Source organism: Streptomyces sp. NPDC043812 (genome assembly GCF_056436245.1).
Genome location: NZ_JBWKCY010000003.1, coordinates 447,533 through 466,217 on the forward strand (window position 1 = coordinate 447,533; position 18,685 = coordinate 466,217).

Genomic DNA, 18,685 nt, shown 5'->3' on the forward strand with positions numbered 1-18,685 from the left:
GGCGGTCAACACTCACTGCACCGAGTGGCGCCCAGACGCTCACTGGAGCCGTCGCAGCCCCCAGGCACGCTAACGTTTAGTGAACTGACCGGCACTCCACGTGGGTATGGCTCTGTCGGGATGGAGGATTGAAAGTCCTGAATTTCAGGGAGGCCACTGCATGAGCGCCCGGACACCAAACCCGTCACTCGCTGCCCTCATCGCCGAAGCCCGTTGGACCAACAGTGAGGTCGCTCGCGCGGTCAACAAGGTGGGCGGGGAGATGGGGTTATCGCTGCGGTATGACGACTCGGCTGTGTGTCACTGGCTATCCGGAACCACACCACGTACGCGCGTACATCCGGCGATCCTTGAGGCGTTCTCCCGCCGCCTGTCGAGGCCAGTTACGCCAAGAGAAGTCGGTTTCGCCGCAGCCGCAGACCCCTCGACCGCCGTCCCGGATACCGTGACGGGACTGGTCGAACTGGGGAGCGTGGACATGGATCCATCCCGCAGAGCCGTACTTGGCAGCGCTGGCCTCTACTCGGTCGCGGCGCTCATTCCCGGTTTCCCGGATGTGGCGGGTCGGTTCGATGCCCACCGTCGAAACCCACACATGAAGATCGGGCAGGGCGAAGTCGACGCCGTCGTAGCCGTGTCCGAGCGGATCAGCGAGGTCGACGACATGTTCGGTGGCCGCCATGCCCGGCCCATGGCGGCAGCCTTCTTGGTGAACACCATCGGTCCGTACCTGAAGGCCGAAGGGTCGGAGACGGTCCGCAAGGCGATGCTTTCGGCCGCCGCTGATCATTGCTATTTGACCGGGTACATGGCCATGGATGAGCGTGCTGACGGGCTCGCTCAGCGCTACTACGTGAAGGCGCTCGAGCTTGCGGGCGGAGCGGAGGACCACCTGACCTACTGCACCACCTTGCGGGGCATGAGCGTGCAAGCAGTGGACCTCGGGCACGGCGTGAAGGCACTTGAGCTTGCTGATGCCGCTGCCGCGGCTTCCCCTCAAGCCGGGCCGAGGATGATGGCGTTCCTGGTAGGCCAGCAGGCTCATGCGGCGGCACAGTTGGGTGATCGACAGATTGCTCTCCGGCGGATGCACGAGGCGGAGGCGGCGATGGACCGTGCCGAGTCACGGGCCAAGGCCTTCGGCTCGTACGACCCTGCCGCGCTGAACTACCACATAGGGCAGGTTCGTTATGAACTGGGCGACACCGCTGGCTCAGTCGAGTCGCTGGAGGAGTCGAACCGGCTACGTGAACCCTTGTACCGGAGAGCCCGTGCCCGCCACGGGGCGACGCTCGCAGAGCGGAAACTGCAACTCGGTCGGCTAGAAGAGGCCTGCAGCGATTGGCACCGGATGCTGGACGACTACCAGCATGTGCAGTCAGGCCGCTGCGACGACCGGTTTCGCTCCATGATGTCGGCGATCCGCCCCCACCTGCGAAATCGATACGCGCGCGAACTGTACGAGCGGGCTCGGCCGCTGGCTCCTGCCTGACATCAAGGGTTCTGCGCCGAGTACGAGGACGTCAGCGAGGATAGCCCCGTGGCTAACCGCATCAGCGCCCTCATCTCCGCCTTGCTCCTCATCGGCGCTATCCGTTGGTACCAGGCAGGCGACTCCATCTGGTGGGTCGGGCTCGGGGGCCCTCATCTTGCTCAGCGCCACCGTCACGCTCGTCCGGGACATTCGGCGTCTGCGCGCGCCCGCGATCCGCAGCGCGGACTCGCGCGAGTAGCAGTCGGGGCAGTGGCCTACCCCGCCCACGTCCCCAACGCCCGTGCCAGACGGTCGTTCTGGGCGCGGGTGATGCCCTGTGCGAGACGTACCCCGCAGCGCGGGCTCATCGGCTCGTCGCAGCACAGGATGCCGGCGAAGGGCTCCTCGGCGCCGCTGAGAGGTGAGGCGGGCGGCAGCAGCGTCCACTGGGCCGGGTCCCACAACGGGTGGTCGTGCAGCAGCGCTCTCGCCGCACGTGGTGCGTCGGCCGCCGGGGCGCCGACGTGGAACAGCGCCGCGGTGACCACGTCCTGCGCATCCGCGGGCAGGTCCTCGTCCCCCAACGCGGGCAGTAGGAGGAGCAGTCTGGCATGGGGGTCCTGGATCCCGGGGGCCGCCGGATCCGGCGTGCGGGCGATGTGGAGCAGTTCGCGCCAGGCGAGGCCCGGGCCCGCCTGGTGGCCGTCGAGGGTGGCGAGGTGGCCCTGTCGGTCCCAGTCGGGGTGGGTGACGACGTACTCGGTGCCCCAATCGCCGGGGACGTTGCGGTAGACGACGACCACGGTGTGGCCGTCGGCGAACGGGATCCGGAACGCGGGCCAGCGCGCCTCGTCCATGAGTTTCTCGTACGCCGCGTCCGCGTCGGCCGTGTCCGCGCCGAACCACTCCGGGGTCGGTTCGGCGTGCTCGTCGTCCGTCTCGTAGAGCCCCATCAGGTGGGTGGCCCAGAGACCCGGTTCGGAGAGCAGCTCCTCACCGGCGACCAGCGGTTCTTCCTCGTAGCCCTTGATCAGCACGGGCCAAGACTGCCAAACACCGGTGACACTCACGCAAGGCCCGCGAACGGATCGCTCGCCTGCCACGCCACCGGCATCACCACCTCCACGCCCTCCTGTCGTGCCAGCGGCAGCAGGCGGCGCATCGTCGTGTCGAGGTCGTCGAGGAAGTACGGCATCGGGCGCAGCGGCCGGTCCAGGCCGGTGAAGAAGTCGTCCCAGTGCACGAGGATCACCCGGCCTGCGCCCGTTGTCCGCACGACCTCGTCCCAGTACGTGTCGAGGAACTCCGGCGGCTGCTTGCCCAGATTGCCGATGCCCAGGTACACGGCGTCGGCGAGGTGACCGCGCAGCGCACCCGGCCGGTAGTTGGCGCTCGCGTGCAGCAGCACGGTGCCGCGGGGGTGGGCGATGAGCATCGAGTACGCCGTGCCGGTCTTCCACGCCCCGGCCTTGGCGGGCGGGACCAGCGGAGCGTCGATCGTCCCGGGATAGTGGTCGCCCGGACTGTGGACGGAGTCGAGGAACGTCACCTCGAACCGGCCGTACGTGACCGTCTCGCCGTCCCGCACCACGCGCAGCGACGACTCGGAAAGACCCATCCCCCGCCCGATGTTGGCGGTGGACTCGGAGCCGACCAGTTCGGCTCCGGTCTCCTGCGCCCACACCGGGGCGTCGAGCGCGTGGTCGTAGTGGGAGTGCGCGCACAGCACCGCCGCGAGCGAGTCCGCCCCCAGCCGGTCGATCGCCTTCCGGACCCGGGCACGGTCGGGGGCGATCCGGCCCAGCCCGACCCGGAGCAAGCCCGGGCGGGTGACGAATCCGTCGCTGAGTACGACGGTGTCCCCGTCGCTCAGCAGCAGTGAACTGGTGCCCAGAAAGTGGGCAGTCAGGCCGTGGTCGCCCGCCGAGGGGCGCTGTTCGTAGGGCACGTAGGGCCGCAAGCTGGGGCGGCCGAGCGGCAGCTTCACAGGGTCAGCTGTATCACGCAGGCGACTTGGGCGGCCGACCCTGCAGGGCCGGTCCTCGGGGTCAGCGGATGTGGGTCAGCACATTGACCACCCGCCCGTCGGGGTCTCGTACGAAGAACCGGCGCACGCCCCACTCCTCGTCCTGCAACGGGTGCACGATCTCCGCGCCCCGCTCGCGCATGATCTCGTACGCCGCGTCCACATCGTCCACCTCGATGCTCATGTCCGGGGTGACCGGTGCCGTCTTGTCCTCGGTCATGATGCTGACCTGGGCCGATGGGGTGGCCGGGGAGGCGAGCGTCACGATCCAGCCGTGGTTCATCACCTCCTCCAGGCCGAGCAGCCCGTAGAACGCCGCGTTCTCCTCGCTCGCTTCCGACCGGATGTTGGGCACGACACGGCGCACGGTCATCGGTCGCTCACCTCGCGACCTGTGGGCCGCGCTGCCGTGACGGCGACGATGCATCCGTCCGGTGAGGTGGTCGGCTTTCCTGCGTTCACTCGTGCCATGCCGTGATCCTTTCAGTCGTGACAGTGGTGGCAGTGGTGCCAGTTGTGCGGGGCCGGCGGTCAGACGACCGGCATACGGAAGACCTGCCGGGACCCGCTCTCCGCCCCGGGTCGGTCCCCTCCGCCGGGGCGAAGCCCAGGCTCTCGTAGAAGACGCGGGCCCCGCTCGTGACGGCGCCCGGGTGGTCGGGGCAAATCGCATTCCAGACGAGCGTGAACGGGTCGAGGATCACCAGTGAAAGCGGCCCCCACCAGCCGAGGACCAGGGTCCGCGTCGTGGACGTCCGCAGGATGGATCCGGCACAGGTGCGGCAGAAGTTCCCCTCGTGCCTGGAGAACGCGCCACCAAGGGGAAACCGGGTTTCCCCTTGGTCAGGTATACGGCGCCCTTCTGGGAGGCTCTCCCCGAGCTGATGTTCACTTGGTGCTCGTCTCATCCCACGCGGTCATCACAGGTAAGGGCCTCACCCACAAGCGGCCAAATCAGAGCTGGCGGTGCACTCGATCCTGCTCGGCCAGGCCGCCGCAGCGCTGGATATGCTGCTGATTTTCCTCCGTCCCCCTATAAGGAGCCGTGGCCCGTCGTGTCACAGCCGCCACCGATACCGCAAGAACCTCCGCCGTCGCACGGTGCGTTCGGGCCGCCCCAGCAGCCGGCCCCGTACACCGCGCCAACCACAGGCTTCGGATACGGGCCGCCGCAGCCGTCATATCCGCCGCAGCCGACCGGCCCGCGACGTGGACGGGGCCGGGTGGCCTTGCTGGTCGGCGCGGCGGTGAGTGCTCTGGCACTGGTCGCCGGCGGCGCGGTGTGGGTCGCCTCGCAGCCGGACAAGCCCGCCCAGGACCGTGCCGACGGCAAGCCTTCGGCGTCGCCGACCAGGAACAGCACGGAGGGCAAGGAGGCCTGGCAGGTTGCCGCCCCCGTCGCCGGCAGGGACGAGCGGACCGTGTCCGCCCCCGGCACCTGGCTGACCAAATCGGCTTTCGTGACCGGTGTGTCCGACGGCGTGACCGGATACGACCCGGACAGCGGCACCGAGAAGTGGTCCATCCCGCTCAGCGGCGACATCTGCGCGGCCTCCCGCACCCAGAGCAGCCACGGCTACATCGCGGTCGCCCACACCAAGGCGAAGAAGCAGAAAAGCCGGTGCTCCGAGGTTGCCGTCATCGACCTCAACCGGGGCAAGGTCCTGTGGCGCAAGTCGCTGCCGGAGAACAGGTCGTCGCTCGGGCTGGGCATGACCGTGGCGGTCAGTGAGAAGGTCGCCGCGGTCGGCTGGCCCGAGTTCGGCAGCAATGCGTCGGCTGCCGGAGGGTCGTACGCCTTCGAGCTGGGCACCGGCAAGACAGTGTGGGACAGGCCCGCACCGGGCTGCACCTCCGAGGAGCACGTCGGCGGGAAGGTCCTGACCACCCATGGCCTGTGCGGCGGGGACTTCAAGGGCGGCACCCACAAGGTCGGACACCGCGACCCGGCCACCGGCAAGGCCACCTGGAGCTACAGCACCTTCACCGCGGATGCCTGGATCGCCTCCGCCGACCCGCTGATCGTCGCCATCCAGGACGGTACGGACGGCCAGTACTACCCCAACCAGCTCGTTTCCGTCTCGGACCAGGGCCGCGTCCAGGCCTCATGGAAGATCGGAGAAGTGAACGGGCTCGGCCCCGATTACGCCACCGGCTGCGGGCAAGACCGTGGCTGTGGCGGAGTCTTCGCCACCGAGGACACCCTCTACCTCGCCACCCAACGGGGACTGGGGGACCCGAACGAGATCGAGGCGTTCGATCCCGTCACCGGCAAGAAGAAGTGGACGTACACACCGGACGTCGAGGATCCGGACGTGGTCGTGCCCGTCCGGGCCGACGAGAAGGGGCTGATCCTCTACATGTTCCCCTCCCGTCACGGGAGCCGAGTGCTGCACGTGGATGCCCAGGACGGCAGTGCCACCACGCTGATGACGACCCCCGACCCTGTGGGCTTTTCGCTCGACCTGCCGGACAGCGACATGATCACAGCGGAACTCGAGGATCCGCTGCACTACGCCGAGGGGCGCCTCTTCCTCCACCGCCGTGGACAGTTCAACCTGGACACCGTCGACGCCCCGATGACCCTGGTCTTCAGCACCCGGTAGACCTCAGGGCGCCCGCAGCCTTCGCGAGGTGCTCAGCAGGCCAGAATCGGACAACTCACGTTTGGCGCAGCCAAGTTGCTGCCTGTCGTGGGGTTTCCTGGTATGGGGGCGATCAGCTCGGCCCCCGTCCTGGTCAACTCTTCGAAGGAGTCTGGTGAGCCGTGCTGATCTTGTCGAGCGCTGCGGGGCACGAGTTATGGATGCACACATCGGCGACGCCTGCCGCGGCGGAGGTGCGGCTGCGATGCGAGGTCGCTGAGCGCCGGCGGGTGCCGAACATAGTGCTTGCGGTGCGTGCCCACCGGCACAGTCGGCCCCACCAGCGCCGCCGCTTCAGCCGGTGCAGCTGCCGGGGTGCGGACCTTCACGTATCGAGCCTGGAGATACAGGGGGCGGAGGCCGTACCTCACCATGTGGAGACATGGGAACGCGGCGACCTCGGCTGGGCCGGTCTGCGCATGGCGACCCGCGGCGCGGTCTCTGGCGAGCTCCTTACCGCTCGTTTCTCGCCAAACGGGTTGGAGGACATTGGTCCGTACCTGGAGTTGAGGTTTGAGGCCGCGATCGACGAGGTGAACATCGGCGAGGCCGCCGCGCTGTTCCGGGTGGCGGACCGCGAGCTCGTGCCGGTCGGCTGAGCCTGGGCGCAGCGCCACAGCATCGGAGACGCCGTGAGGTGGACCCCCGGGAGGGCCCGCCTCACGGCGTCTTCATCTGTGATCAGCGACGCCACGATTCCGTCCGGCGGACCGATGCCGGGCATCGTCACCGCGTCAGCAGCGTGTGCGATGGCCTCGCGCGGTGATGAGTGGCAGCACGATGAGCGGCACCAAGACCTTCCGGATGAGGACTGCTCCGGTCGCGGCAAGGCCTGCGGCGATGGTGGGGCCTATGGAGAGGGTCATCGAGCAGGAGTGGGGGAAGCGTGGGCACGAGTGGACATGATCGTTCTCTGCCCTGCTCGGCCCGGTCGTCACACCGCGCGCACTCCGTTCGTGCACCCCGATTCGGGACCGGGCGGAATCGGCGTACACGGCCTACGGGTACGAGCGCAGCTGCGGCAGATCCGTGCGGAGTGTGAAGCCCGATACGTACGACGCGGTCGGCCCGTCCTCCGTGTTCGGGGTCACGAGGACGCCGGCGGCCGCCGCGTCGAAGCCCGCGGGCCAGCGCGTCGCTGCGTCCGCGCGGGCCTCCTCCAGGCGGGCCTCGTGCAGGTCGGCCGTGCTCAGGTCGGTGCCGCGCACGTCCGCCATGCGCAGGTCCGCGCGGCGGAACACCGTTCCGGTGGCGCGGGCGGCGGACAGGTTCGCCTCGCGGAGATCCGCGTCCGTGAAGTCCGCGTCCGTCAGGTCCGTTTCGACCAGGCGGGCGCCGCGCAGATCGGCGTTCGTGCAGTGCGCCGAGCGCAGGATCGACGTCGCCAGCTCGGCATGGCGCAGAACGGCGCCCGCGAGCGAGGCACGGGTCAGGTCGACGCGAAACACGCTCGCCGCCTCCATGCACGCCCGGTCGAGGATGACCCCTTGCAGGTGCAGGCCGTCGCAGTCGGCCCGCCGCAGGTCGGTGGCGATGAGGTTGAGCCACTCCGGGCGACGCCCCTCTCCCAGCACCCCCAGGCAGGTCAGCGCCACCTGGGCGTCGGGGGCCCGGGTCTCCAGCGGAGGGACGGAGTTGATGGGTGGGTGCGGTGCGGTCGCGTCCTGGGGCGTGCCCGGCCATGGCAGGTGGATCCGCAGGAACGCCGCCATGATGGCGATGACCGCCTCGCGATCACGGTCTGAGTGCTCGGCGACCCGCCACAGGGCGTAGAGCCCGCCGATGCGTACGTCGAGTTTGTCGCTGCCCGTCTGGTCGACCGCAAGGCCGAAGCGATCGGTGATCTGACCCTCACGGGTCGCTTTCAAACCCTCCTGTCCGAGCTGCATCTGACGCCATGTGACGTACGCGCCGACGAGGATGGCGAGGCCGCCCACGGCCTGCAGCAGCGTCGTCCGGACGTTGTTCACCGCGGTCAGCCGGTCCTTCGGCTCGACGGTCGCGCCCGCGAGGTCGTGGTCCACGACGACTCCTGGCAGGAACCACACCATCGCGGCGAGCAGGACGGAGCCCGCCAGGACCACCCCCGCCACCGCCAGGGCGCGCCGTCCGGCACTTCCACTCGTGCGCGCTCGCACAACTCCCCCTGTGTTCAGTGGAGTCCGATCCTACGAGCGCTCGCGCGACGACCGACCGGGGGCATGACACGGACGCCTCCTCGACCGGGACGGCGACGGCTGCGAGTGACCGTGCCGCGCGCGCAACGACGGCAGGACGGGCGTCCACGTGAGCCGTCGGATGCTCGTCTTGCGTGAACCCGTGCTCCATCTGGTGGTCGCCGTGACGGCGACCCGGGCCTTCGGTATCGGGCGGGCGGTGTTCCGGGACGCGGAGCGGAGTGACGGCCCGGGGCCGACTGTCAGTGGCCAGGTGCATGCTGCTGGACATGATCACGCTCACCGACATCGAGAACGCGCTGCGCGCCAGTTGGGCCGCCGACACCTGTTCGCCGGACGACTTGGCGCGCACCGGGTGGAGCGGTGACAACCCGGCGTTGGGCCAGTGCGATGTCACCGCCCTGGTCGTGCACGACCTGCTCGGCGGCGACCTCATGGTCGGCGAGGTGCACCGCGACGGCGGGCAGGAGGGCTACCACTGGTGGAACAGGCTGCCGGCCGGCGTCGAGGTGGACCTCACGCGCGACCAGTTCCGGCCGGGACAGACCGTCACCGCGGGGCGCGTCGTCCACAGACCACCGGGCCGGCCGCGGCGGCGGGCCGAGGCGTACGAGCTGCTGCGCAGCCGGGTCGCCGCGCGGATCGGCGGGGTTCCGGCGGCGGGCGGGGGTGAGCCGGTGCGAGGAGCCTACGAAACGGGTGGGCTCAACCTGTCGTATCTCGACTTCGGCGGGCCCGGGCGGCCCTTGCTCGCGCTTCACGGGCACTTCGGCGAGGCCCGTACGTTCGCGGCCCTGGCGGCGGAGCTCGCGCCCGACTGGCGGGTCATCGCCCTCGACCAGCGTGGGCACGGCCGGTCGGACCGGCCGGGGGACTTCTCGCGGGAGGGCTACGTACAGGACGCGGTGGCCCTGCTCGACCACCTCGGACTCAGCGATGTCGTGGTGCTCGGGCACTCGCTCGGCGGCGTCAACGCGTATCAGCTCGCGGCGCGGCATCCGCACCTCGTCGGTGGGCTCGTCATCGAGGACATCGGTGCCGAGGGCGACGACGATCTGTCGTTCTGTCTGTCCTGGCCGCGCCGGGCTCCGACCCGGGCTGCTCTGGTGGCAGGGCTCGGGGACTCCGCCCGCTACCTGACCGATGCGATACGGGAGCATCCCGACGGCTGGGGCCTGGCCTTCGAACCGGAGGACATGGTCACCTCGCAGCGGCAGCTGAACGGCGACCACTGGGACGACTGGTCGGCGAGCAGCTGCCCGGCGCTCGTGATCCACGGCGAACGCAGCGACGTCCTCGATGCCGGGCATGCAGCGGCGATGGCCGACCGGCGTGGCAACACGCGGCTGGTCACGCTTCCGACGGGTCACACGGTCCACGAGTCGGACCCCGCAGGGTTCGCCTCGGTGGTCGCGGACTTCCTCCGGGGCGTGGGCGCCCCGGCGTTCAGACCACCGACTCCGAGTCCGTCCTGATCAGCTTGCCGTCCGCCGCGATGACGAACCATTCGCCGTCCAGGCCCTGGCCGTTGACGTCTCCCGGCACCGTGTCGCCCACGTAGTAGTAGAGCGGCCAGTCGCCGTACACCGCCTGCTCCGTGCCCTCGCTCAGCTTCGACTCCGTCAGCAGCGACGCCTGTGTGCCCGGGCCCGCCTCGATGTCCTTCGCGGAGGTGAGGGCCGGCCAGACCGCGATGCAGTTCGCGTCGCAGTTGGCCTGTCCCGGCTTGTCCTTGGTGAAGCCGTAGAGGGTGCGCCCCTTGCCGTCGACCAGAATCGTGCCCAGGTCCGAATCGGCGGTGCGGACCGAGACGTTCGGAGAAGCCGACGAGGGGTCCGAGTCCGCCTCGTCCCCCGGGTCCGCGGTCTTCGCAGGATCCTCGGGGGGAGCCTTGCCGTCGGAGTCCGGCTGCGAGTCCGGCTGCTGTTGACCGGCGGGCTGTTCCGAGCTCGGCGCAGCGGCCTCACCCTTGCCGGATCCGGAGCCGTCGGAGCTCCCGCACGCCGTCAGGGTGAGCAGCGCCAGCGAGATCAGCGGGGCCGCGAGCAGCGTCCTGGCCCGGGCTGTGGTGCGGGTGCCGCGCATGGTGAAATCCCTCGGTTCCGAATGTGGGAGCGGTGGTGCGTTCGGCGGTAGGTACGGCTCCAACTGACCGGCCGTTCAAGCAAATTCGCAGAAGTTTCCCTTGAACAGGGCGCCGGAAAAGCCCGTACTTGACCGCGACCGACCGCAAACGACCGCGACCGGGTCGGCTCCCCATGAGAGGTACATCCGCCATGCACAAGCGTCATGCCCGCCATCTCTCCGTGTCGGCCGCAATCGTGCTCGCCGCCGCGGCGGGCGCCGTACCGGCATCCGCCCACGACAACCACGCTGCGGCCAAGGGGAGTTCGTCGGGAGAATCCGCGGCGACGTTCAGCAAACCCAGCCGCGGCAAGGCCGTCACCTTCGCCGCCGTCCTCAGCGGTGCGAACGAGGTGCCCGACGCGAAGGGGGCGGCGGTGAACGACCCCGACGGGGAGGCCGTCGCCCTCGTCAAGGTGAAGGGCGACCGGGTCGTCTTCGCCATGCAGTGGAAGGGCTTCGTGCCGAGCCTGGGGCACATCCACAAGGGCGCCGCCGGGCAGAACGGCGAGGTGAAGGTCCCGCTGTTCGGCACCGCCATGCCGGACACCGTGCACTCGGCGGCCGGGCACACGGAGATCACCGACGCCGGGCTCGCCGACAGCATCCGCGAGCACCCGTCCGGGTTCTACGTGAACCTGCACAGCAAGGAGTTCCCGGGCGGAGCCGTACGGGGCCAGCTGAAGCGGTTGAAGAAGAACATCAACCCGCTGCACATCATCAAGGGCGGCAAGCTGCGGGCGCTGGCCAACGGCGAGCAGGAGGTCCCGGTGACCGACGCGCACAAGGTGGGTGACGACGACGGGTATGCCGTGACCTTCCTCCACCCCGACGGCCGGGACATCGATTTCTCCCTCGCCTGGGTCGACATCCAGGCGCCCCAGGCGGCGCACGTCCACAAGGGCGGGTTCGGCAAGAACGGCGACGTGGTGCTCGGGCTGCTGAACACGGCCGTCCCCGAGGGGATCTTCGCCGTCTCGGGGCGGCTCACGCACCAGCACAAGGGGCTGCTGAAGGAGATCAAGCACAATCCGCGGGCCTTCTACTCCAACATCCACACGCAGAAGTTCCCGGACGGGGCCGTGCGCGGTCAGCTCTTCCGCTGAGGGGCGGTGGGCGGGAGCCCTTGAGAGGCGGCGGCGGTACGCCTGCGGGCGCGGCGCTGCGGGCGGCTCGGACGGCGGCTCCGAGTGGCGGCCGCGGGCCTACGGGCCGCCGGTCGCAGGCCCCGGACGGGGGCGTTCTACTCTCGAAGTACGGCAGTGAAGGCACTGCGGTGACGACAGCATTCTGCAGTGAAGGGCAGCAGCACATGGTCAAGGTTCCCGCGGCAGCGGTGGCGGCAGGCGGACTCGTGGGCGGGTACTCCCTCGCCCGCTTCACCAAGAAGCGTCCCCTCGGCGGGGTCGTGCTCGCCGCGGCCGGGGCCGTCGCCGCACGTCAGTGGCAGCAGGACGCGGGGACGAAGGCAGCCGTGGGGCTGAGCGCCGCGTATGTCGCCGCGTTCGCCGGATCGCATCCGCTCGCCAAGAAGATGGGCGCCTGGCCGGCCGTCTTCACGGCTGCCGCGGGTGTGGCGGCCGCCTCCCTGGCGGTCACGCGCTGGACCCGCTGAGCAGAGCGGGCGGGGCCGGCTGAACGCCGCGTGCCTTCTGTGCGTACATGAGGGCACCTCCCCCAAGAGGCGCAGGGCGCGTGACCGTCAGGCAGGGACCGGTCACGCGCCCTTCGCTGTTCCGCGGCGCCTCGCCCACGCTCGCCGTCGCCCGGCGGTCGTCCGCGGCATCTGGCCACGCCCGCGCCTCTCGCCCCTCGCTCGTCCGCGGCCACCCGGCCCTCGATCGCCGTCGCCCGCAGTCACGCGCGGCCCCTGGCCCGCGTCCCGCGCTTGTCCGCGGCCCCTGGCCCGCGTCCCGCGCTCGTCCGCAGCCCCGCGTCCCGCCGGCGCAGGACCACCCGCGCCGCCAGGGACCGGCCCCGCGCCACCAAGGACCGGTCACGCGCTCCGCCGGCGCAGGACCACCCGCGCCGCCAGGGTGCTCCACCAAGGGCCGGTCACCCGCCCCCGCGCAGCCGTCACCCGGCCGGGCCCGCGCCGGCGCCCGCGTCCGCCCCGCCCGATCTCCCGATGAGCCGGCCCAGGCCCGCGCGGTCGGAGCCGACCTTGCGGTAGATGTCCGACAGCAGACGTGTCACCACCGGGGTCTGCGCTCCCAGCTCCTCCGCTATGCGCTCGCTCGACCAGCCGTCCGCCGCCCATTCGGCCACCGTCTGCTCCTGCGCGGTGAGCGACTCCGTGGCCGCGGAGCGCAGTTGCAGCGGCCACAGACCGGCCGCGTCCAGCTCTTCCCGGGCCTGTGCCGCCAGGCCGTCCGCTCCGCACTGCACGGCGCCCTCCAGTCCGCGGTGCAGCCGCTCCCCGGCCTCTTGACGGAGCCCGGCGCGGCGCAGCTCGACGCCGTGGTCCACCAGGGCGCATGCGAGCTCGTAGCCGGCGGGCGAGCGTTCGAGGTGGGCCACGGACTCGGCCAGCAGGGCAAGCCGCTGCGCGCCGTCGCTCACCAGGGCCTTGGCGCGCAGCGCCTGTCCGACGGCGGACTGGGTGCCGAACCGGCGGGCCATCTCGAGGCCTTCGTCGGCCAGGGCGACGGCCCGCTGCGGGTCGTCCGTCGCCTGTGCCAGGTGCAGCCGCCAGGGGCACCACGCGGGGTTGCGCATGCCGCGCGGTTCGAGCCGCAGGCCGACCAGGTCGAGCTGCTGCTCGGCCTCCCGTCGCCTGCCGAGGGCGAGCAGCAGCTCGCTGTGGACGGTCTGGGAGTCGGGGTACACGACGGCGCTGGGCACCACGTCGCCGTAGCTGTAGCGGGCCGCGAGGTCCCGGGCGTCACCGGTTCGGCCGCGGGCGATCAGGATCTCGATGAGGATGCCGATCGCGAAGTACTGGGCGGGGACCATGTGCCCGACGCGGTCCGCGATCCGCAGCCCGGCGCGGACCAGGGTCTCGGCCTCGTCGAGGCGCCCGCGGCGGTAGCGGATGTAGCCGAGGAGGGTGAATCCGAAGGAGAGGTGGGCGCCGCGCCACCCCTTGGTCTCGCACTCCGCGATGCCCTTGTTGAAGAGCTCCTCGGCGCGTCCCGGCTGGTCGCAGTACATGAACGTGAGGGCGACGAGGACCGGGACCTCGAACCCCCACTGCTCGTCCGTCCAGCTGAGGCCGTCACCGAGGGCCTCCTCCGCGTAGTGGAGTGCCGTGGCTGCCGACTCGCCGCGCACCATGGCGTCCCAGGCGCGCAGTCCCAGGATGTAGCGCTCGGCGAGGCCGCGTCCGGTGAGATGCTCCGCGAGCCGGGCCAGTCTGCGGGACCGGGCCGGCGAGTCCTGTTCGTCCGCCCGGAAGGCGTTCCACATGAACTGCTCGGCCTGCATGTGCAGCCGGGTCCGGGCGTCGGTGGCGCTCCGGGCCGCGTCGGCGACCGTCTCGGCGGCCTCGGCCATGCGGTCCGAGTGGCCGAGTGCCTGGGCCAGCCGGTAGACGATCGCCTCGCGCAGAGCGGGGGCGAGAACGGGTTCGTCCAGGGCTGCACGCAGGTGGTTGACGGTGGTGGCCGGTTCGGTCAGCAGCGCGGAGCAGCCGAGTTCGAACAGCACGTCGGCCCGCTCGTCCAGGGCGGGCGGTTCTCGCAGTGCCCGGGCGAGACATCGGCGAGCAGCCTCGGGGGCGCCTGCCCTCAGGTACTCGCGGGCGGCTTTGCGTAACTGCCGCACCGCCCAGGGGTCGCTCTCGGGGTGCATCTCCAGCAGGTGCCGCGCGGTCGTGGTGACGCCCAGGCCCGCGCCCGAGACGATGGCCGCGGCCTGGCCGTGCATGGCGACACGGAATGCGGCGGGTATCGCGCGGTACACGGCGGTGGCGACCAGAGGGTGGAAGAACTCCAGCCGCTCGTCGCCGAGATTCCCGGACGAAACGTCCGGGACCGCACGCAGGCCACGACCCGGGTTCTTGTCCGGGTCCGGGCCGCGGTCCGGGTCAGGGTCCGGGCCAGGGTCCGGGGCGGCGAGGATGCGGGCATCGCGTAGCCGGGCGACGGCGTCGGCCGACTCCGCGTCGCCCAGCCCGCCGACGCTCGCGGCGAGGCTCCGGGACGCCTCGGCGCCGAGTACGGCGGCGCTCCACGCGAACCGGACGGCGGAGGTGCCGAGCCTCTCCAGCCGCTCGACGAGTCCACCGCCCTTCACCGCGGAAGCGAGCTCCCGCAGTTCCGTTACATGGGCGGCCTGCGGTTTGAGTCCGCGGTCGACGACCTTGGCGGCGAGTTCGACGGTCTCGAAGGGGTTCCCTCCGGTGACGGCCCAGGTCTCGCGGCAGAAACCGTCGTCGGCCTCCTCGCCCAGGGCGTCCCTCACGAGGCGGCCGACCGCGCCCGGTGTGAGGGGCACGAGGTCGAAGGGGTGCGATCCCTGCCTTTCGGCGAGGCGGGCGAACGCGACGGCGTCGACAGGGAGTTCGTCGGAGCGGTACGCCACGACGAGCATCATCGGCAGTTCGGTGACCCTGGGGGCGAAGCCGGTGAGCCAGGCCAGCGACTCGGCGTCGGCCCAGTGGGCATCGTCGAGCATCACCACCAGCGGCGCGTTCTGCACGGCGAAGCGGGTGGCGATCCAGTCCAAGCCGTCGCGCACGCCCTGCGGGTCGGGGGTGCCCCTGCCCGCGCCCCCGGCCACGAGGCCCATCGCGGGAGCGACGATGTCGTACCAACTGCCCAATAGCGCGCGGTGTTCCTGCTCGCTCGCCGCCGCAAGCAGCGGCTGGACGAGCTGGCGTACGACGTGGAACGCCACTGTCTGCTCCTGCTCGCCGCCCCGGGCGAAGAGCACGGTGCAGCCGCGGGCCACAGCCCGGCGGCGCACTTCGGCCAGGAGGGTGGTCTTGCCGAGGCCGGCCGGGCCGGCGAAGGCGAGCAGGCCGCCGGCGCCGGGGGCGCCCGATCCTGTGACCGCCGCTTGGAGGCCGGTCAACAGGCCGTCGACTGCGGCGAGTTCCGCGTCACGTTCCAGCAGCAGGCGGCGCGGTCGTCCCGGCCGCTCTCCCGTGTGGACCACAAGTGTTCCTTCGGCTGTGAGTCGTCCGTGAACTGTTCGTGCAGCGTCGAGAGGTGCAGCGTCCGCGAGGCGTTCACCACGTCGACCGCCGGCGCAACGAGCACTGGCGAAGCGTACGCCCATGAGGACGGTGCGTAACCCTTCGGGGAAGTTCGGCCGTCGCGTACGGATGGTTCTGGTAACGCCGTTCGGCGTTGCGGCAGTTCACTGCCTTCCCGCTGCTGCCCGAGCGTCTCCTCCGAGGGCGCGCCGAGATGCGCGTGCGCCGTTTCGCGCCACATTGCTTCCGCAGGAGCGCACCCGATTCCGGTGATGCGCCCCTAGCCTCGCAACGCTGTAGTACGCGCGGGAACTGCACCGATGCGCCGGTGCGGCCGCCGTGACACCCAGGGGGCACCTATGGCGAACGCGATGAACTCCGGCCATCATCAGGGCCCTTCGGACCCGATGCGACGCACCGCGGCGGTGAGGATCCCGTTCCCCCCACGGCTCAGCCCGCATGGGGAGCGCGCACGGCAGCACACCCTCCAGTGGCTGCTCGAGGCGGGCATGCTGAAGGGGGACGCCGCGACGGATGAGTACGACGCGCTGCGCCTGGAGCGGCTGATGGCGTACTTCTATCCCGACGCCACGGGCAGCGACCTCGAACTCGCGGCCGACTTCAACGCCTGGTTCTTCATCTTCGACGACCAGTTCGACGGTCGGCTGGGGACGCTGCCCGAGGCGATCGAACAGCTGGTGGACACTCTCGGGACGACCATGACTGCGGGGGGCTCCGTGCCCGATCCGTCGGCCCCTCCGCTGGTGCGGGCGTTCCGGGACATCTGGTGCCGGGCGACCGACGGAACTCCGGCCCACTGGCGGCGCCGGTTCCGCGGGCACTGGCTCTCCTACATGGCGGCCCACCGGGGCGAGGCGCTCAACCGGACCGCGGACCGCCTGCCCGCTCCGGAGGAGTTCATGGCGCTGCGCCGCCACTCCATAGGCGTGCAGCCGTGCCTGGACTTCACCGAGCGGTGCGGCGGCTACGCGCTGCCGGACGCGCTGCACGGCTCCTCGCCGCTGCGTGAGATGCGTGAGATCACCGCCGACGTGGTGATCTACGTCAATGACATCGTCTCGCTCGTCAAGGAACTCGCGGCAGGGGACGTGAACAACAGTGTCGTCGTCCTGCGCGAGCAGAAGGGCTGCACCATCGACGTGGCCGTCGAGCACACAGCCGCCCTGGCCAACGAGCGGACGGCCCGCTTCACCGAACTCGCCGCGACCCTCCCGAAGGCGCTGGGCGAACGAGGCGTGCCCGCGGAGGTGAGCGGGCACGTCGGACACTATGTGGCGGGCATGGGCCATCTGATGGCGGGCAACCTCGCCTGGTCCCTGGCGACCTCCCGCTACGACGAGCGGGGCGTCGCGGCCGTCAGCGGCGGACGGCAACGCCCGTGGGCGTGTGACACGACCGTGTCCGAGAACGGCACCGGCAAAGCACGGCCACGCAGCGCTGCCGTGGAGAGCTGACCGCCGGCGGTCACGGCCCGGTGGATGGCGCCGCGAAGTATCCCCTCACGCGCCCAGCGCGTGGGCGACGGTGTAGATCAGCAGACCGGCGAGCGCGCCGACGACCGTGCCGTTGATCCGGATGAACTGCAGGTCCCGGCCGATGTGCGCCTCGATCTTGCGCGAGGTGTGCTCCGCGTCCCAGCTCGCCACGGTCTCCGAGATCAGCGAGGTGATCTCGGCGCGGTAGGTGGTGACCACGTACACCGCCGCGTCCTCGACCCAGCCGTCCACCTTCGCCTGCAGCCGCTCGTCCGTCGCGAGGCGGGCGCCGAGCGACAGCAGGGACGCGCGGGCGCGCAGGCGCAGTTCGCTGCGGTCGTCCTCGGCCGCCGAGATGATCATGCCGCGTACGGAGGACCAGGCCGACGCGATCACGTCCTGCACCTCGGAACGCGACAGCAGCTCCGACTTCATCCGCTCCACGCGGTCCCGTGTCTCGGTGTCCGACTGCAGATCGGCGGCGAAGTCGGACAGGAAGCGGTCGATCGCGCCGCGCGCCGGGTGGCCGGGCATGTCCCGCATCTCGGTGACGAAGCGGAGCAGTTCGCGGTAGACCCGCTCACCGACCTTGCGGTCGACGAAGCGCGGCGTCCAGCCGGGCGCGCCGCCCTCGACGGCGTCCATCACCGAGTCGGAGTGCAGGACGAGCCAGTCATGGGCGCGGGCGCAGATCAGGTCCACGGCCCGGTGGTGCGCGCCGTCGGCGACGACCTTCTGGAGTGTCTTGCCGATGCCGGGCGCGATCTCGGCGGCGTCCGCCCGGCGGGTGATGGCCTCACCGACGACCGCCTGCACGTCGGAGTCCCGCAGCACGGTGAGCGCGCCGCGCAGGGCGGTGGACAACTCGGCGGTAACGCGGTCGGCATGGGCGGGATCGGCGAGCCAGGCACCGAGCCGGCCGCCGATGCCGAGGGCGCCCAGACGAGCACGTACGACGTCCTCGGAGAGGAAGTTCTCGCCGACGAACGAGCCGAGCGAGGCGCCGAGCTGGTCCTTCTTGTTGGGGATGATCGCGGTGTGCGGAATGGGGAGGCCGAGGGGGTGGCGGAAGAGGGCGGTGACGGCGAACCAGTCGGCGAGTGCGCCGACCATGCCGGCTTCGGCAGCGGCTGCGACATAACCGGCCCAGCCGCCGAGGCCGGCGTTCTTGGCCCAGGTGGCGAGGACGAAGATCAGCGCGACGAGGAGGAGAAGGCCGGTGGCGGTGGCCTTCATCCGCCGCACGCCCTGCCGCTTCTCCTCGTCGGCAGCGGTGTACGCGAATCCCGGCAGCCCGGCGCCTCTGCCCGGTGCCCCGCCGGTTCCGGGGCGCGCCGAGCGTCCGGCCCGGCCGGGCGTCCCCGCGTCCCGGGCACCCGACTCCCCGGGCGGGGCGCTCTTCACCGACGCCTGGCCGGGCGCACCCGCGCCCGCCCCGTCGGCATCCGCATCCGCTTTCTCACGAGCGGGCGCCGGGGGCAGCGGCAGCGCACCGCCCTGCCCGGCCGCGCCCGAGAGCCCCGTTTCCCCGGCGCTGCCCGCGCCATCGGCGTGGCCCGGCTCCTCCGGTTCTGTGCCTTCCATCCGCTCCACCCGTCCGCGC

Annotated in this window: 14 protein-coding genes; 7 read left to right on the forward strand and 7 right to left on the reverse strand. The window is 70.9% G+C overall.

The window, feature by feature from the left end:
* Nucleotides 1–160 precede the first annotated feature (160 nt).
* Complete coding sequence (locus tag AC067Z_RS06985; RefSeq protein WP_478788411.1) at nucleotides 161–1,492, forward strand: tetratricopeptide repeat protein; 1,332 nt, start codon at nucleotides 161–163, stop codon at nucleotides 1,490–1,492.
* A gap of 257 nt (nucleotides 1,493–1,749) precedes the next feature.
* On the opposite strand, the gene AC067Z_RS06990 is transcribed toward AC067Z_RS06985, so the two are convergent.
* From AC067Z_RS06990 to AC067Z_RS07000, 3 genes are all read right to left on the reverse strand, one after another.
* The gene (locus AC067Z_RS06990) at nucleotides 1,750–2,511 is read right to left on the reverse strand and encodes a hypothetical protein (RefSeq protein ID WP_478788412.1); all 762 of its coding nucleotides are present in this window, start codon (nucleotides 2,509–2,511) and stop codon (nucleotides 1,750–1,752) included.
* A 29-nt stretch (nucleotides 2,512–2,540) separates the two neighbouring features.
* Complete coding sequence (locus AC067Z_RS06995; RefSeq protein ID WP_478788413.1) at nucleotides 2,541–3,461, reverse strand: MBL fold metallo-hydrolase; 921 nt, start codon at nucleotides 3,459–3,461, stop codon at nucleotides 2,541–2,543.
* Nucleotides 3,462–3,522: 61 nt separating this feature from the next.
* Complete coding sequence (locus AC067Z_RS07000; protein WP_478788414.1) at nucleotides 3,523–3,873, reverse strand: VOC family protein; 351 nt, start codon at nucleotides 3,871–3,873, stop codon at nucleotides 3,523–3,525.
* An 850-nt stretch (nucleotides 3,874–4,723) separates the two neighbouring features.
* Between AC067Z_RS07000 and AC067Z_RS07005 the strand changes: the two genes are divergently transcribed.
* Both AC067Z_RS07005 and AC067Z_RS07010 read left to right on the forward strand, forming a co-directional pair.
* Nucleotides 4,724–6,106, forward strand: a complete 1,383-nt coding sequence (locus tag AC067Z_RS07005) for a PQQ-binding-like beta-propeller repeat protein (RefSeq protein ID WP_478788415.1) — start codon at nucleotides 4,724–4,726, stop codon at nucleotides 6,104–6,106.
* 161 nt (nucleotides 6,107–6,267) lie between these two features.
* Nucleotides 6,268–6,744, forward strand: coding sequence for a hypothetical protein (locus AC067Z_RS07010; protein ID WP_478788416.1), 477 nt, complete (start codon nucleotides 6,268–6,270; stop codon nucleotides 6,742–6,744).
* Nucleotides 6,745–7,143: 399 nt separating this feature from the next.
* Here the strand turns inward: AC067Z_RS07010 and AC067Z_RS07015 are convergent, their stop codons facing one another.
* Nucleotides 7,144–8,283 (reverse strand): pentapeptide repeat-containing protein, encoded by a 1,140-nt coding sequence (locus AC067Z_RS07015; RefSeq protein ID WP_478788417.1) that lies wholly within the window; start codon nucleotides 8,281–8,283, stop codon nucleotides 7,144–7,146.
* A gap of 308 nt (nucleotides 8,284–8,591) precedes the next feature.
* Here AC067Z_RS07015 and AC067Z_RS07020 point away from each other — a divergent pair, with 308 nt between their 5' ends.
* Nucleotides 8,592–9,797, forward strand: a complete 1,206-nt coding sequence (locus AC067Z_RS07020; RefSeq protein ID WP_478788418.1) for an alpha/beta fold hydrolase — start codon at nucleotides 8,592–8,594, stop codon at nucleotides 9,795–9,797.
* Here AC067Z_RS07020 and AC067Z_RS07025 read toward each other — a convergent pair.
* Entirely contained in the window at nucleotides 9,769–10,407 is a 639-nt protein-coding gene (locus AC067Z_RS07025; RefSeq protein WP_478788419.1) for a COG4315 family predicted lipoprotein, read from the reverse strand. The genes AC067Z_RS07020 and AC067Z_RS07025 overlap by 29 nt on opposite strands.
* Before the next feature lie 191 nt (nucleotides 10,408–10,598).
* Here AC067Z_RS07025 and AC067Z_RS07030 point away from each other — a divergent pair, with 191 nt between their 5' ends.
* On the forward strand, nucleotides 10,599–11,552 hold the full coding sequence (locus AC067Z_RS07030) for a CHRD domain-containing protein (RefSeq protein WP_478788420.1): 954 nt from the start codon (nucleotides 10,599–10,601) through the stop codon (nucleotides 11,550–11,552).
* 206 nt (nucleotides 11,553–11,758) lie between these two features.
* Entirely contained in the window at nucleotides 11,759–12,061 is a 303-nt protein-coding gene (locus AC067Z_RS07035) for a hypothetical protein (RefSeq protein ID WP_478788489.1), read from the forward strand.
* Nucleotides 12,062–12,522: 461 nt separating this feature from the next.
* Here AC067Z_RS07035 and AC067Z_RS07040 read toward each other — a convergent pair whose 3' ends face one another.
* Nucleotides 12,523–15,546 (reverse strand): ATP-binding protein, encoded by a 3,024-nt coding sequence (locus AC067Z_RS07040; protein ID WP_478788421.1) that lies wholly within the window; start codon nucleotides 15,544–15,546, stop codon nucleotides 12,523–12,525.
* A 399-nt stretch (nucleotides 15,547–15,945) separates the two neighbouring features.
* Between AC067Z_RS07040 and AC067Z_RS07045 the strand changes: the two genes are divergently transcribed.
* A complete protein-coding gene (locus AC067Z_RS07045) occupies nucleotides 15,946–17,061 on the forward strand; it encodes an isoafricanol synthase (RefSeq protein WP_478788422.1) in 1,116 nt (371 codons plus the stop codon).
* 45 nt (nucleotides 17,062–17,106) lie between these two features.
* Here AC067Z_RS07045 and AC067Z_RS07050 read toward each other — a convergent pair whose 3' ends face one another.
* Nucleotides 17,107–18,666, reverse strand: coding sequence for a DUF445 domain-containing protein (locus tag AC067Z_RS07050; protein WP_478788423.1), 1,560 nt, complete (start codon nucleotides 18,664–18,666; stop codon nucleotides 17,107–17,109).
* Between the last annotated feature and the right edge of the window lie 19 nt (nucleotides 18,667–18,685).

What these genes read in the sequence shown, in the direction of transcription:
- AC067Z_RS06985 (WP_478788411.1), top strand. Translation starts at nt 161, where the DNA reads ATGAGCGCCCGGACACCAAACCCGTCACTCGCTGCCCTCATCGCCGAA.
- AC067Z_RS07000 (WP_478788414.1), bottom strand. Translation starts at nt 3,873, where the DNA reads ATGACCGTGCGCCGTGTCGTGCCCAACATCCGGTCGGAAGCGAGCGAG.
- AC067Z_RS07020 (WP_478788418.1), top strand. Translation starts at nt 8,592, where the DNA reads ATGATCACGCTCACCGACATCGAGAACGCGCTGCGCGCCAGTTGGGCC.
- AC067Z_RS07025 (WP_478788419.1), bottom strand. Translation starts at nt 10,407, where the DNA reads ATGCGCGGCACCCGCACCACAGCCCGGGCCAGGACGCTGCTCGCGGCC.
- AC067Z_RS07030 (WP_478788420.1), top strand. Translation starts at nt 10,599, where the DNA reads ATGCACAAGCGTCATGCCCGCCATCTCTCCGTGTCGGCCGCAATCGTG.
- AC067Z_RS07035 (WP_478788489.1), top strand. Translation starts at nt 11,759, where the DNA reads ATGGTCAAGGTTCCCGCGGCAGCGGTGGCGGCAGGCGGACTCGTGGGC.
- AC067Z_RS07045 (WP_478788422.1), top strand. Translation starts at nt 15,946, where the DNA reads ATGGCGAACGCGATGAACTCCGGCCATCATCAGGGCCCTTCGGACCCG.
- AC067Z_RS07050 (WP_478788423.1), bottom strand. Translation starts at nt 18,666, where the DNA reads ATGGAAGGCACAGAACCGGAGGAGCCGGGCCACGCCGATGGCGCGGGC.